Source organism: Achromobacter sp. ACM01, assembly GCF_014851745.1.
Lineage (GTDB): Bacteria > Pseudomonadota > Gammaproteobacteria > Burkholderiales > Burkholderiaceae_B > Achromobacter > Achromobacter aegrifaciens.
Genome location: NZ_JACVAF010000002.1, coordinates 1,274,518 through 1,289,587 on the forward strand (window position 1 = coordinate 1,274,518; position 15,070 = coordinate 1,289,587).

A 15,070-nucleotide genomic window follows, 5' to 3' on the forward strand; every position below is an offset into this window, starting at 1 on the left:
CGCCATGCGCGAAGCCGTCATCGTCTCCACCGCCCGCACCCCCATCACCAAGGCGGGGCGCGGCGAATTCAACCTCATCGCCGGCCCCACGCTGGCCGCGCACGCCGTGCGCGCCGCCGTCGACCGGGCCGGCATGGACCCGGCCCTGATCGAAGACGCGTTCATCGGTTGCGGCTATCCGGAAGGCGCCACGGGTCGCAATATCGGCCGCCAGGCCGTGATCCGCGCCGGCCTGCCGGTCGGCGTGGGCGGCGCTACCGTCAACCGCTATTGCGCCTCCGGCCTGCAGGCCATCGCCTCGGCCGCCAGCCGCATCGTCATGGACGGCGCACCCGCGATGATCGCGGGCGGCGTGGAACTCGTGTCGCAGATCCGCACCCGCGACGACGGCGTGAGCGGCATGGATCCGTGGATCGTGGCAAACAAGCCCGAGCTCTACCTGCCCATGATCGAAACCGCCGACATCGTCGCGGCCCGCTACGGAATCAGCCGTGAAGCCCAGGACCATTTCGCCGCGCAAAGCCAGGCGCGCACTGAAGCCGCGCAAGCCGCGGGACGGTATCTGGAAGAGATCGTTCCGGTCACCACGACCATGTCCGTCACCGACCGCGCCACCGGCGCCGTCAGCGAGCGCGAAGTGACCGTGGACCGCGACACCTGCAACCGCCCCGGCACCACCTACGACGCCCTGGCCTCGCTGGCCCCCGTGCGCGGCGCCGGCCAGTTCGTCACGGCAGGCAATGCCTCGCAGTTGTCGGACGGCGCCGCCGCCTGCGTGCTGATGGAAGCCGCTGAAGCCCAGCGCGCCGGCATCACGCCGCTGGGCGCGTTCCGCGGCCTGGCGATCGCCGGCTGCGAACCCGACGAGATGGGCATAGGCCCGGTCTACGCCGTGCCCAAGCTGCTGGCGCGCCACGGCCTCAAGGTGCAGGACATCGACCTCTGGGAACTGAACGAGGCATTTGCCTCGCAAGCCCTGTATTGCCAGCAAAAGCTGGGCATTCCGATGGACCGCCTGAACGTGGACGGCGGCGCCATCGCCCTGGGCCACCCCTTCGGCGTCACCGGCGCCCGTCTGGCCGGCCACGTGCTGATCGAAGGCCGCCGCCGCGGCGCCCGCTATGCCGTCGTCACCATGTGCGTGGGCGGCGGCATGGGTGCGGCCGGCCTGTTTGAAATCTACTGAGGATCCCCCATGGACCTGGAATTCACCCCCGAAGAAAACGCCTTTCGCGACGAAGTGCGGGCCTTTCTCGCCAGCCGCCTGCCCGAGCGCCTGTCCGCCAAGGTCGCGCAGGGCAAGCTGCTGACGCGCGCCGACATGGTCGAGTGGCACGCCATCCTCAACCAGCAAGGCTGGCTCGCCAGCCACTGGCCGATGGAATACGGCGGCACCGGCTGGAGCGCCGTGCAGAAGTACATCTTCGAAAACGAATGCGCGCTGGCCGGCGCGCCGCGCATCGTTCCCTTTGGCCTGAGCATGCTGGGCCCGGTGCTGATCAAGTACGGCACCGAGGCGCAGCGGCGCCACTGGCTGCCGCGCATCCTGGACGGTTCCGACTGGTGGTGCCAGGGCTATTCCGAACCCGGCGCGGGCTCGGACCTGGCCTCGGTCAAGACCACCGCCGTGCGCGACGGCGACAGTTACGTCGTCAACGGCCAGAAGACCTGGACCACGCTGGGCCAGTACGCCAACATGATCTTCTGCCTGGTGCGCACGTCACAGGAAGGCCGACGCCAGGAAGGCATCAGCTTCCTGCTGATCGACATGGCGAGCCCCGGCGTGGAAGTGCGCCCCATCATCACGCTGGACGGCGAACACGAAGTCAATGAGGTGTTCTTCTCCGACGTGCGGGTGCCTGCGGCCAACCTGGTGGGCGAGGAGAACCGCGGCTGGACCTGCGCCAAGTACCTGCTGACCTACGAACGCACCAACATCGCCGGCGTTGGACAATCCACGGCAGCGCTGGAACGCCTGAAAACGGTAGCCGCAAGACTACGCAAGCACGGACGTCCGCTATCGGAAGACCCGGACTTCGCCGCGCGGCTGGCGCGCGTCGAGATCGAGCTGGCCAACATGCGCACCACCAACCTGCGCGTGGTCGCGGCGGTGGCTGGCGGCGGCGCGCCCGGCGCCGAAAGCTCCATGCTGAAGATCCGCGGCACCCAGATCCGCCAGGAGATCAGCGCGCTGAACCGCCGCGCCATGGGCCCCTATGCCCGCCCCTTCGTGCCCGAAGCGCTGCACGACGGCTATGACGCACCGCCCATCGGCCCCCACGGCGCCGAGAGCGCCGCCGCGCAGTACTTCAACAACCGCAAGCTGTCGATCTTCGGCGGCTCCAATGAAATCCAGAAGAACATCATCTCCAAGATGATCCTCGGACTGTAAGGGCCGGCCATGAATTTTGAACACACCGAAGACCGGCGCATGCTCTCCGACATGCTGCGCCGCTTTGTCGCCGAACAGAGCGACTTCGCCACGCGCGACCGCAATGCCCGCTCGGAGCGGGGCTACAGCCTGGAGCTGTGGCAGCGCTATGCCGAACTCGGCGCCATCGGCGCCCTGTTTGCCGAAGCAGACGGCGGACTGGGCGGAACCGGCTTCGACATTTCCGTCGTGTTCGAAGCGCTGGGCCGCGGCCTGGCCGTCGAACCGCTGCTGGACGCGCTCATGGTCGGCAGCGCCATCGCCGAAGCCGGCACGCCGGCCCAGCGCGAGGCCCTTGAAGGCCTGATCGCGGGCAGCATCACGGCCTCGCTGGCCCACGCCGAACCCGGCTCCGGCTATGAACTGGCGCGCGTCGAGACCCGCGCCGAACGCAACGCAGACGGCTGGGTGCTCAACGGCGCCAAGGCCGTGGTCGCGGCGGGCGAGCACGCCGACCTGTTCCTGATCCCGGCCCGCAGCGCGGGCGGGCCGGACGACGAGGCCGGCATCAGCCTGTTCCTGGTCAGCGCCGGCACGCCCGGCCTGACGCTGCGCGGCTATGGCCTGATCGATGGCGGCCGCGCGGCCGAATTGGTGCTCGACGGCGTGCAGCTTGCGCCAGAAGCCTTGCTGGGCGAGGCCGGCGCAGGCTACCCGCTGCTGGAACGCGCCGCCGGGCGCGGCATCCTGGCGCTGTGCGCCGAAGCCGTCGGCGCCATGGACTGCGCTCGCGACGCCACTCTGGAATACCTGCGCACGCGCCGCCAGTTCGGCGCTCCCATCGGCAGCTTCCAGGCGCTGCAACACCGCATGGCCGACGTGCTGCTGGAGATCGAACAGGCGCGTTCGTCCGTGATCAACGCCGCGGCCGCGCTGGACCACCCGGACCGCGCCACCCGCGAGCGCGCGCTGTCCGCCGCCAAGTACACCATCGGCCGCATCGGCACCCTGGTGGCTGAAGAGAGCATCCAGCTGCACGGCGGCATCGGCATGACCTGGGAGCTGCCCCTGGCGCACTATGCCAAGCGCCTGGTCATGATCGACCACCAACTGGGCGACGAAGACCATCACCTGCGGCGCTACATCGCGCTGGGGCAGGCCTGAGCGGAGGACCACGCCCATGACCCAGGTCCATGCCGCCCCGCCCCTCTCGCCGCCTTTTGCGGCCCCATTCCCCGTGCGCAGCGCGGCGGACGTGCAGCGGCTGCAAGCCCGGCCGCTGACCGAGACGCTCACGGTGCAGAGCACCTACGAGATCTTCCGCAACTCGGCCGCGGCTTTCGGCGACAAGACAGCGCTGACCTTTCTGCGCAGCGCCGATCCCGGCGACACGCCGGTGCGCTGGAGCTACCGCGAACTGTTGGCCGGCATCCACCAGACCGCCAACCTGCTGCATGAACTGGGCGTGGGCCCGGGCGACGCCGTCGGCATCCTGCTGCCCGGCTGCCTGGAGTACCACCTGGCGCTCTGGGGCGGCGAGGCCGCTGGCATCGTCCAGCCCTTGAATCCCCTGCTGGCCGAGGACAAGCTCGCCTCCCTCATGACCACGGCGCGCGCCAAGGTACTGATCGCCTACGGGTCCGACGTGGAATGCGGCTCCTGGTCCAAGGCGCTGCGCCTGCGCGAACGCGTGCCCACGTTGCACACGCTGCTGCGCGTGGCCCCGTTGGACGAGCCGCCCTCGGCCCGCCCGGCGCTGCCGGATCATGCGCTGGACTTCAACGCCGCGCGCGCCGTGCAGCCGGTCGACCGCCTGGTCAGCAACCGGGAAATCCACGCCGGCGACGTGGCCGCCTATTTCCATACCGGCGGTACCACCGGCGCGCCCAAGCTCGCCATCCACACCCACGCAAACCAGGTCTTCAGCGCCTGGGCCGCGGTGCAATTGCAGAACGCCGGACCGGACGACGTGGTCATCAACGGCTATCCGCTGTTCCATGTGGCGGGCGTGTTGCCGGCATCGCTGGCCGCCCTGTCGGCGGGCGTGGAAACCGTCATCCCCACCACCCTGCTGCTGCGCAACCGCGACGTGCTGCGCAACTACTGGCGCCTGGTCGAACACCACCGCGCCACCTCGCTGCAAGGCGTGCCGACCATCCTCGCCGCGTTGGCCGAAGTGCCGCTGGCCGGCGCCGACATCTCGTCGTTGCGCTATTGCCGCACCGGCGCCGCGCCCCTGCCCGCCGAGCTGGCCGCTCGCTTCAAACGGCTGTTCGGACTGCACGTCAACGAAAGCCTGGGCATGACGGAGATGGCGGGCATCTCCACCATCTCGCCGCCAGGCTGCGAGTTTCCGGTCGGCTGCGTCGGCTTTCCGCTGCCCTACGTGCAGGTGCGCATCGTCGGCCTGGACGTGCCGGCCGGCGCGCCCGCGCGCGACCTGCCCGCCGGCAAGCCCGGCATGGTGCTGTTCAAGGCGCCCAACGTCATCCCCGGCTTTCTTGATTCCGAAGACACGGCGCGCGCTTTCACCGAGGACGGCTGGCTCATCAGCGGCGACGTCGGCTACCTGGACCCGGACGGCCGGCTGCATCTGCAGGGCCGCGCCAAGGACCTGATCATCCGCAGCGGCCACAACATCGATCCCAAGACCATCGAGGACGCACTCGCCTCGCACCCGTCGGTGCAGCTCTGCGCCGCCGTCGGCGCCCCCGACGCCTATGCCGGCGAACTGCCCATCGCCTTTGTCACGCTGGCCGAAGGCGCCCAGGTCCCGGAAGCCGAACTGCTGGCCTACGCCGCCGAACACGTGGACGAAAGCCCGGCGCGGCCCAAGCGCGTCATCGTGCTGGACAGCATGCCCATGACCAACGTGGGCAAGATCTACAAGCCCGACCTGCGCCGCCTGGCCACCGCGGTATCGGCCCAGGCCGTGGTGGCGCGCACCTTGCAGGAAGCCGGCCTGATCGACGACGGCGCGCTGTTCCGCGTACAGGCCGACGCTCAACCCGAGGTCGCAGTCCAGGCCGACGCCCGCGCGTCCGCAGCGCTAAAGGCCAGCCTGCGCGACGCGCTGGCCCGCTTACCGGTCAAGGTCGCCCTGCGCGACTGAGCAGTCCCCTTCCCACACACAACAACACCCCAGGAGACAAACCCATGACCCATAAGCCCCTGCGGCGCGCCTGCCTCGGCGCCGCGCTGCTCTCGATGGCCGGCATTGCATTGCCCTTCGCCGCCGGCGCGCAAGGCGCCTATCCGTCCAAGCCCATCACGCTGATCGTGCCCTTCCCGGCTGGCGGCTCCACCGACCGTCACCTGCGCACCGTGGCGCAGGACGCCTCCAAGTACCTGGGCCAGCCCGTTATCGTCGAAAACCGGCCCGGCGCCGGCGGCACCCTGGGCCCGGCGACCATGGCCAAGACCGCCAAGCCCGATGGCTACACCATCACGCTGTACACCCTGGCCATGCTGCGCATGCCGTACATGCAGAAAAGCAGCTGGGACCCCATCAACGATTTCACCTTCATCCTGGGCCTGTCCGGCTACACCTTCGGCTTCACCGTCCGCTCCGACTCGCCGTACAAGACCTTCAACGAATACATCGAGGCGGCGCGCAAGGCGCCCGGCACCATCGACTATGGCTCCACCGGCATCGGTTCGTCGCCGCACCTGCTGATCGAGGAAGTCGCCATCAACGCCAAGGTGAAACTGAACCACGTGCCGTTCAAGGGCAACGCCGACATGCAACAGGCCCTGCTGGGCGGTCACGTCATGGCGCAAAGCGACGCCACCGGCTGGGACCAGTTCGTGGATTCCGGCAAGATGCGCCTGCTGGTCACCTTCGGCGAAAAGCGCACCACGCGCTGGCCCGACGTGCCCACCGCCCAGGAACTGGGCTACAAAGTCGTGTCCACCTCGCCCTATGGCCTGGCCGGCCCCAAGGGCATGGATCCCGCGGTGGTGAAGACGCTGCACGACGCCTTCAAGAAGGCGCTGTTCGACCCCGCCAGCATGGACGTCATGAAGCAGCTGAACCAGGAACCCGCCTACCGCAACAGCCAGGACTACAAGGAATGGGCGCAGGCCACCTACGTCAAGGAAAAAGGCTTGATCGAGTACCTGGGCTTGATGGCGAAGTAATAATGGCGGCGCCGCCTTCAGCGCAGCGCCGCAACCTCGATTGATCTGGCGCCGCAGGCTTCTACCAGTTCAGGATCGTGGCTGGCGAACAGCACCACCCGATCCTGCGCCCAGGTCTTGAACTGTTCTGCCAGCACGCCGCGCGCCTGCGCATCCAGGCCGTTGCTGGCCCCATCCGCAATGATGACGGCCGGGTCGCCCAGGGCGGCGGCCGTCAGGTAGACCTTGCGCCGCGTGCCCGTGGACATCTGCTCGAAGCGCTTGTCCAGATGCGGCTGCAGTCCCAGCCGGAACGCCAGGTCCAGCACGCTGTCGGCCAGCGGCACGTTCTTCTCGGCCGCAACCTGCTCCAACAAACCACGCCCCGTCTGCGCGGGCAATGCCATGCAATTGTCGGGCACATAGGCCAGGCGGGACCGCGCTTGCGCCGGCGCCTGGGTCAGCGCATGTCCGTCGATCCAGACCTCTCCCGCATCCGGCGCGATCACGCCCGCAATGATGCCCAGCAGCGTGGACTTGCCGGTGCTGTCTTCTTCGCACAACGCCACGCATCCGGGCGTGAACGTATGGGTCAGCCCCTGGAAGACGAGATGGTCGCCGTAGCGTTTGCCGAGATTGTCGATTCGTAGCATGGCCGGGAGTGTACGCAGGAATGCGGCGCTCGGCCATCACCGCCTCGGCGTGGCGTCAACGCAGCAAATGTGAACGGAATTCAAATTTTTCCACGTTGACAGTGCGGAAATCCGCATTTTTGCCGTACATTACGCGGCGTAAATAAATGTTAATTTTCCGCAAAACATTTCGACTTTTGTAACGGTTGCCTCGCCCGTTCATGCTATCGGCTCGCTGAGCGACCTACCACCAAGACGCATTTAGTTTCATTTAAATCAATACAACATCCAATTTTGCCGGCCCGGCATCGGCGCCGGCATAGAAGAGATCAATGAATCACGTCTATCGAGTAGTCTTCAACGCCGCCGCTGGCGTATGGCAAGCCGTCAGTGAAATCGCCCGCGGGCCGGCAAAAAGCAGCAGCCCTGCCCGGCGCCTGCGCCGCGGCGGCGCACAGTTGGCGGGCGCGCTGGGCATTGCGCTGGTTGCCACGGGCGCGCATGCGGTTCCCGTCAACCCGCAACTGTATTGGGACGGCGGCCACTCCGTGGCGAACGGCTCGGTGGATGGCGCCGCCGGCATCTGGGACTACACCAACACCAACTGGACGTCCGCCGACGGTTCGTCGAATCAATCCTGGAACGACAGCAACGCGGTGTTCTCGGGCACCGCCGGCACGGTGGCGGTTGGCGGCCAGCACAGCATCACGGGCCTGGAGTTCAAAAGCGACGGCTACAAGCTCGTGGGCGGAGCCAATGGTCAGCTGAATGCCAGCGGCGTTGCCGTGATTCGGGTCAATTCCAACGTGACCGCAACCTTGGGCGTCGCCATAGGCGGCAGCGGCACCCTGCACAAGCAAGACAGCGGCACGCTGGTACTCAACGGCAACAACACGTATACCGGCGGCACGATAATCGAGGCCGGCCGTCTGGAGGTCGGCAGCAATACCGCGCTGGGCAGCGGCGCCCTGACGGCGCTCTACAACACGGTGCTCGACGCCAATAACAAGGTGGCCCTCGACAACAACGTGAATCTGTTTGGCAGCGTGGAGATAGGCGGAAGCGCCGACCTGACGCTGAACGGCGTCGTTTACGGCCCAGGCTCGCTGATCAAGAACGGCGCCGCCAACCTGACCTTGAACGGGGCCAACACCTATCTGTCGGGTACCACGCTGAACGCCGGCACGCTGACGGTGGGCAACGATCAGGCTTTGGGTCTCGGCAACTTGACCGTGGGCGGCGCTTCCACCCTGACGGCAAGCAACACGGTAACGCTAGGCAACGCCATCGCCCTCAATGCGAACCTGACGGTTGCCGGCGACAATGACCTGACCTTGAATTCGCTGATCTCGGGCCCCGGCCAATTGGTCAAGACTGGCAACGGTACGCTCAGCCTCAACGCCATCAATACCGCCCACACTGGCGGCATCGCCCTCAGTGGCGGTACCTTGGAGTTCAGCAACAATGAAGCCCTCGGGAGCGGCGCGCTGGTCGCCAATGGCACGGCCACGCTGAAGAACACCCAGCCCACGAGCCTGCAGAACGCCGTCCGCGTCAACGGCAACCTGACCATGGAGCTCCAGGAGCAGCTGACCTTGGCGGGCCAGCTGAGCGGCAGCGGCAAGCTGATCAAGACTGGCGCGGACGAATTGTTCCTGTTTGGCAACAACCCATCATTTGCCGGCAACCTCGAAATCGATCAAGGTTACGTCACGACAGCCGGCGGTAATGGCCTGGGCGCTCCTGCCAGCGTGAAGCTGGCCGCGGGCACCACGCTGAGCCTCAATGATCCCGTCGTCCGGATTGGCGCCCTGAGCGGCAGCGGCACTACCAACATCAGCTGGTCCACCGTGTTGCAGGTGGGCGGCACCAACGCCAGCAGCGCATATGCCGGCATGCTGAGCGGCCTGGGTTCGCTGGAAAAGACGGGCGCAGGCACGCTGGAACTCACGGGCACAAGCGCCCTGAACAACAACGTCACCGTCACGGCCGGCACCCTGAAGGTCAGCGGCACCCTGAGCAGCCCCGCTGTCATCGTCCGGACCGGAGGCACCGTGAGCGGCGGCGGCTTCATCAATAGCCAGCTGAACATCGACAGCTTTGGCCATCTGGCCGGAACCAGTGGCAGTACGCTGACCGCCAGCGCACTGATCCTGGCCCAGAACTCAAACGTCGATGTGGCGCTGGGTTCCTCGTCTACCGGAAACACCCCGCTCTTCAATGTCATGGGCAACCTGACGCTGGCCGGAAAGTTGAATATTTCCGATGCTGGCAACCTCGGCGACGGTGTGTATCGCTTGTTCAATTACGGTGGCGGTCTTACCATCAACGGCATCGGCGTCGACACGAGCGGAGTGGGCGGTATCGGCGGAATGACCGTACAGACTGCCACCGCCAATCAGGTCAACCTTTTGGTCCAATCGAATTTGCCGGTGCAGGCCTGGGACGGCTCGCGCTTGGTCGCTGACGGCTCGATCGACGGTGGCAACGGCACGTGGAATGCCGCCAACAGCAATTGGACCAGTGCCGACGGCACGATTAACCAAAGCTGGCTCAACAAGTTCGCTGTGTTCATGGGCGACCCCGGCACTGTCACGGTGGAAGGCGCGCACGAAATCGGCGGCATGCAGTTCATGATCGATGGCTACCACCTCGTCGCTGGCAACAACGCGGAGCTGCGGGCCAACAACGGAACCAGGGGCCAGTTCGCCGTAAGGGTTGATCCCAACGTTACCGCGACCATCAATGTTCCTATTAGCGGGCTGAACACCCTGCGCAAGCTGGACCTCGGCACGCTGGTGCTGAACGGCGCCAACAGCCACGCCGCCACCCTGCTGGAGGGCGGCACCCTGGTACTCGGCAACGATGCCGCGTTGGGGCAGGGGCCGCTGGCCGCGTACAGCGACACCACGCTGGACAACAACCAGGCGCTCACGCTGACCAACCAGATCTTCGCCCAAGGCCAGCTGAACCTGGGTGGCAGCAATGACCTGACCCTGAACGGCGACATCGCCGGCAACAGCGGCGGCCTGAACAAGAACGGCAGCGGCACCTTGACCCTGGGCGGCAACAACTCCTTCGGCGGCACGATGGCGCTGAACGGCGGCAAGCTGGTGCTGGCCTCCAGCAATCCGCTGGGCAACAGCACCCTGACCGCCGCCTCCGGCATGCAGCTGGACAACAGCGTGGCCTTGAGCCTGAGCAACACCATCAACCTGGCTGGCGACCTGAACCTCGTCGGCAACCAGGACCTCACGTTGGGCGGCCTGGTCAACGGCCTCGGCGGCCTGACCAAGCGCGGCACGGGCAAGCTGACCTTGAACGGCGCCAACTCTTTCCAGGGCGGCGTCAACCTGACGGGCGGCAACCTGGCCGTGGGCCACGACGCAGCGCTCGGCGAGGGCACGCTGACCGTGCGCAACGCGGGAACCCTGGAAGCCAGCCGCGCGGTGACCCTGGCCAACAACGTGCAACTGAGCGCCTCCCTGGCGCTGGACGGCAGCAATGATTTCACCCTGAACGGGGTGATCAATGGTTCCACCGAGCTGGTCAAGAACGGCGCCGGCCGACTCACCCTCAATGGCGAAAACCGCCATAGCGGGGGCACCACGGTCAATGCCGGCGACTTGAGCCTGGGCAATGCCGCGGCGCTGGGCACCGGCATGCTGACCGTCACGGGCAACACGCAACTGGATACGGCGGGCCCGATGCGCCTGGGCAATACCGTCAATGTCGACGGCGCGCTCACGGTGGCGGGCAACAACAGCCTGATCCTGGATGGACAGCTCAACGGCAACGGCACGCTGCGCAAGACCGGTGCGAACGACCTCTCGCTTACCGGCAGCGCCAACACCTTCAGCGGCATGATCGATCTGCAAGGCGGCAGCCTGACCACCGCGGGCAACAACGCGCTGGGCCAGAATGCCACCGCGAACGTGGCAGCCGGCGCCAATCTGTTCATCACCAATCTGGCTCGTCTGGCCAGCCTGAACGGCAATGGCACCGTGACGGTCTCGAACGGGAACATCCTGACCGTCGGCGCCAACGGAGCCAACAGCAACTTCAACGGCCAGCTCGACGGCAAGGGTTGGCTGACCAAGAGCGGCACGGGATCGCTGGTTCTTTCCGGCAACAACACCCTTACCGGCCAGACCTCCGTCAGCGCCGGCAGCCTGTGGGTAGACGGCTCGCTCGCCAGCACCAATGTGATGGTGTACAGCGGCGCTGCCCTGGGTGGAACCGGCAGCATCGCCGGCGACGTGACGCTCATGGGTGGCGCCGCCCTGAAATTGACGGACGGCTACACCCTGTCGGTTGGCGGCCTGCAACTGGGCACCAACTCGATCGTCAACGCCAGCCTCGGCGCCCCCGCCCTCGGCGGCGGCACCGCCTTGGTGGACGTGACCGGCAACCTGACCCTGGGCGGCACGCTCAATATCAGTGACGCCGGCGGCTTCGGCACTGGCGTGTACCGTCTCATGAACTATGGCGGCAGCCTGACCAACAACGGCATGAACTTCGGTTACCTGCCCGGCAATGTGCAAGCGGCCGACCTGACCTTGCAGACCGCCGTCGACAAGCAGATCAACCTGCTGGTGGCCGCACCCAACGTCACCGTGCAGTTCTGGGACGGCTCGCAAACCGTCGGCAACGGCGCGATCGAAGGCGGCAACGGCACCTGGGACGGCGCCAACGCCAACTGGACCGGCGTCGACGGCAACGGGAACCGCTCCTGGGCCGGCAAGTTCGCGGTCTTCCAGGGCGCTGCCGGGAAGGTCACCGTTGCCGGCGCGCAAAGCACGACGGGCATGCAGTTCATGACCGACGGCTATGTGCTGGAGCGCGGCTCGCTGGGTTCGCTCAACCTGGTCAACGGCGATCAGGGCTACGCCTCGGTGCGCGTCGATCCCGGCGTGACCGCGACCATCAACGTCCCGCTCGTTGGCAGCGGCACGCTGGCCAAGCTCGACGCCGGCACCCTGGTGCTCAACGCGTCCAACGGCTACACCGGCGGCACGGCGCTCAACGGCGGCACGCTGGTGCTGGGCAACGACAAGGCTTTGGGCAATGGCCTGCTGACCGCTGCCAACGGCACCACGCTGGACAGCAACACGGCAGTCACCGTGCGCAACAAGGTCGCGCTGAACGGCGCGCTGACGATCGCCGGTTCCAACGCCATGGACCTGAACGCCACCGTCGGCGGCGCTGGCGGCCTGATCAAGAACGGCGCGGCCAACCTGACCCTCAGCGGCGTCAACAGCTACGTCGGCGGCACCCTCCTGAACGCGGGCGGCCTGATCGTCGGCAACGGCGCCGCGCTCGGTTCCGGCACGCTGACGGTAGGCGGCGCGGCCACGCTGGACAACACTCAGGCGCTGGCGCTGGCGAACAACATCGCCCTGAACGCCGGCCTTGCCGTGCAAGGCAGCCACGACCTGACGCTCGACGGCAACATCTCGGGCGCGGGCAGCCTGACCAAGAACGGCGCCAGCACGCTGACGCTCAACGGCACCAACAGCTACACCGGCGGCACCTACGTCAACAGCGGCACGGTAGCGTTGGGCGCGGGCAGCAGCCTCGCCGCCACCGGCATCGTGACCGTCGCCAACGGCGCGACCTTCGACCTGTCGGCAGGCCAAGGCGCCCAGGTGTTCGGCACCCTGGCGGGCGCCGGCAACATCAAGATGGGAACCAACACCCTGCTGGCGGGCGGTTCGGCCGACGGCATCTTCAGCGGCTCGGTCATCGGCACGGGTACCCTGGTCAAGCAGGGCTCGGGCACGCAGACCCTGACCGGCGCCAACAGCTATACCGGCGGCACGCTGGTCGCGGACGGCACGCTGCGCGCGGGTTCCACCACGGCGCTGGTCCAAGGCACCGGCTATCAGGTGCTGTCGGGCGCCACGCTGGACCTCAATGGCAACGTGCTCCAAGCCAGCAGCCTGACCGGCGCCGGCACCGTGGCGCTGGGCGCGGGAACCCTGACCGTCAATTCCGCGGCTGGCAGTGCGTCCTACTACTCGGGCATCGTCGTGGGCAGCGGCGGCCTGGTCAAGACCGGCGCCGGCGCGCTGACGCTGACCGGCGGCAGCGCCTTCTCGGGCGGTGTGCAGCTCAAGCAGGGCAGCATCGGCCTGGGCCATTCCCTGGGCCTGGGCACTGGCATGCTGTCCATGGACGACGGCACTGTCATCAACCTGATTGCCAACGGCCTGACCATCGTCAACAACCTGCACATGACGGGCACCAACGACCCGGTCATCGACACCGGCGCCAACACGGCGACCTGGGCCGGTGCCATCACGGGCGGCGGCTTCCTTACCAAGCAAGGTAGCGGCGTCCTGACCCTGACCAGCGCAGGCAACAGCTACACCGGCGCGACCGATGTCGCTCAGGGCACGCTCAAGGCCGGCGCCACCAATACATTCAGCAGCGCCTCGGCCCACACCGTGGCCAGCGGCGCCGTGCTGGACCTGGCGGGCTACAGCCAGACCGTGGCCAGCCTGAACAACAGCGGCGCGGTCAATCTCGGCGGCAGCACGCCGGGCACCGTGCTCAAGGTCACCGGCCCCTACGTCGGCAACAACGGCAAGCTGGGCGTTTCCACCGTGCTGGGCGCGGATGGCAGCGCCACCGACAAGCTGTTGTTGAGCGGCCCCAGCGCCATCGCCAGCGGCAGCACCAGCGTGCAGATCACCAATGCCGGCGGCCTGGGCGCACAGACGGGTAGCCAGGGCATCCAGGTCATCGCCACGGAAAACGGCGCCAGCCTGCAGCCCGGCAGCTTCACGCTGGCGGGCGGCCATGTCGATGCCGGCGCCTACGAGTACCGTCTGACCCAGACGGCACAGGGCGCCGCGCTGCACTCGACCAACACGCAGGTCAACCCGGGCCCAGGCACCGATCCTGTCACCCCCGCTCCCGCCTACCGTGAAGAAGTGCCGCTGCTGTCCTCGCTGCCCGCGCAACTGCGCCAGGCGGATATGGCAATGCTCGGCGACATGCGCAAGCGCATGGGTGACGACGTCGCTCAAGGCGCCATCGACCAGGACCCGAACCACCGCGCCTGGGCCCGTGTGCTGCGCACGGCTCCGACCATCACGCAGCAAGGCACGGTCAACCCCGAGAGCAGCGGCCACCTGACCGGCTTCCAGGCCGGCGTGGACGTGTACACCGACCGCAACCTCAAGGCCGGCCTGTACGTGGGCCAGCTGGACGGTGACATGGGCGTGCGCGGCTTCTCCAGCGGCATGGAGCGCAAGTACGCGGGCTACAACAACCTGCGTGGTCGCTACGTGGGCCTGTATGGCACCTGGCAGCACGACTCCGGCCTGTACGCCGACGCCGTGATCCAGGGCGCCGACTACCGCAGCAGCCTGCGCACGGCCGACACCGGCGCCGGCGCCACCACCAAGGGCCACGGCTGGCTGGCCTCGCTGGAAGTGGGCAAGCCCTTTGACCTGGGCAGCAGCTGGCAGTTGGAGCCGCAGGCGCAAATCATCTACCGCAGGCTCAATCTGGACGACACCACGCTGAACCTGGCCAAGGTGAAGAACGATGCGGACGATGACTGGACCCTGCGTCTGGGCGCCCGCGTCAAGGGCAGCTACAGCATCGGCGGCACCGTGCTGCAGCCCTTCGCCCGCGTCAATCTGTACAAGGCCAGCAATACCACCGACGTGGCAAGCTTCAGCGCCCCGGCCGGCACCACCGACATCCGCGCCAAGGGCGGCTACACGTCGACCGAGTTCGCGGTGGGCGCCATGCTGCAGCTGACCAAGAACACCAGCCTCTACGGCGACATTGGCAAGCTGTGGGCCAACAGCGGCGACAGCCGCGTCAAGACCGGCGCACAGGGCTCTGTCGGGTTGAAGGTGCTCTGGTAAGCCTTATGAGCTGGGCTGGGTAGCCGGCCCCTGGCATGACCAAGCCCGCAGCGGTCCGTCCG

The 15,070-nt window shown here is 67.2% G+C and carries 7 protein-coding genes; 6 read left to right on the forward strand and 1 reads right to left on the reverse strand.

All coding sequences use genetic code 11. The features are described 5' to 3' along the window. The first annotated feature begins 4 nt into the window (after positions 1-4). From IB268_RS14285 to IB268_RS14305, 5 genes are read left to right on the forward strand one after another with little or no spacing between them, the layout of a single operon-like run. A complete protein-coding gene (locus IB268_RS14285) occupies positions 5-1,186 on the forward strand; it encodes an acetyl-CoA C-acyltransferase (RefSeq protein WP_054456404.1) in 1,182 nt (393 codons plus the stop codon). A gap of 9 nt (positions 1,187-1,195) precedes the next feature. Next, positions 1,196-2,392, forward strand: a complete 1,197-nt coding sequence (locus IB268_RS14290) for an acyl-CoA dehydrogenase family protein (protein WP_192354415.1) — start codon at positions 1,196-1,198, stop codon at positions 2,390-2,392. A gap of 9 nt (positions 2,393-2,401) precedes the next feature. Next, positions 2,402-3,535, forward strand: coding sequence for an acyl-CoA dehydrogenase family protein (locus IB268_RS14295; protein ID WP_192354416.1), 1,134 nt, complete (start codon positions 2,402-2,404; stop codon positions 3,533-3,535). 16 nt (positions 3,536-3,551) lie between these two features. Continuing rightward, on the forward strand, positions 3,552-5,483 hold the full coding sequence (locus IB268_RS14300) for an acyl-CoA synthetase (protein WP_119451402.1): 1,932 nt from the start codon (positions 3,552-3,554) through the stop codon (positions 5,481-5,483). Positions 5,484-5,527: 44 nt separating this feature from the next. After that, positions 5,528-6,511 (forward strand): tripartite tricarboxylate transporter substrate binding protein, encoded by a 984-nt coding sequence (locus IB268_RS14305; protein WP_054456400.1) that lies wholly within the window; start codon positions 5,528-5,530, stop codon positions 6,509-6,511. Positions 6,512-6,528: 17 nt separating this feature from the next. On the opposite strand, the gene IB268_RS14310 is transcribed toward IB268_RS14305, so the two are convergent. Next, entirely contained in the window at positions 6,529-7,143 is a 615-nt protein-coding gene (locus tag IB268_RS14310) for an ATP-binding cassette domain-containing protein (protein WP_175181293.1), read from the reverse strand. Between the two features lie 311 nt (positions 7,144-7,454). On the opposite strand from IB268_RS14310, the gene IB268_RS14315 reads away from it, so the two are divergent. Next, positions 7,455-15,008, forward strand: a complete 7,554-nt coding sequence (locus IB268_RS14315) for an autotransporter-associated beta strand repeat-containing protein (protein ID WP_192354417.1) — start codon at positions 7,455-7,457, stop codon at positions 15,006-15,008. Positions 15,009-15,070 lie beyond the last annotated feature (62 nt).

Bases quoted from the DNA above. Each gene is read 5' to 3' on its own strand.
- IB268_RS14310 (WP_175181293.1), bottom strand. From the start codon at position 7,143: ATGCTACGAATCGACAATCTCGGCAAACGCTACGGCGACCATCTCGTC.
- IB268_RS14290 (WP_192354415.1), top strand. From the start codon at position 1,196: ATGGACCTGGAATTCACCCCCGAAGAAAACGCCTTTCGCGACGAAGTG.
- IB268_RS14295 (WP_192354416.1), top strand. From the start codon at position 2,402: ATGAATTTTGAACACACCGAAGACCGGCGCATGCTCTCCGACATGCTG.
- IB268_RS14300 (WP_119451402.1), top strand. From the start codon at position 3,552: ATGACCCAGGTCCATGCCGCCCCGCCCCTCTCGCCGCCTTTTGCGGCC.
- IB268_RS14285 (WP_054456404.1), top strand. From the start codon at position 5: ATGCGCGAAGCCGTCATCGTCTCCACCGCCCGCACCCCCATCACCAAG.
- IB268_RS14315 (WP_192354417.1), top strand. From the start codon at position 7,455: ATGAATCACGTCTATCGAGTAGTCTTCAACGCCGCCGCTGGCGTATGG.
- IB268_RS14305 (WP_054456400.1), top strand. From the start codon at position 5,528: ATGACCCATAAGCCCCTGCGGCGCGCCTGCCTCGGCGCCGCGCTGCTC.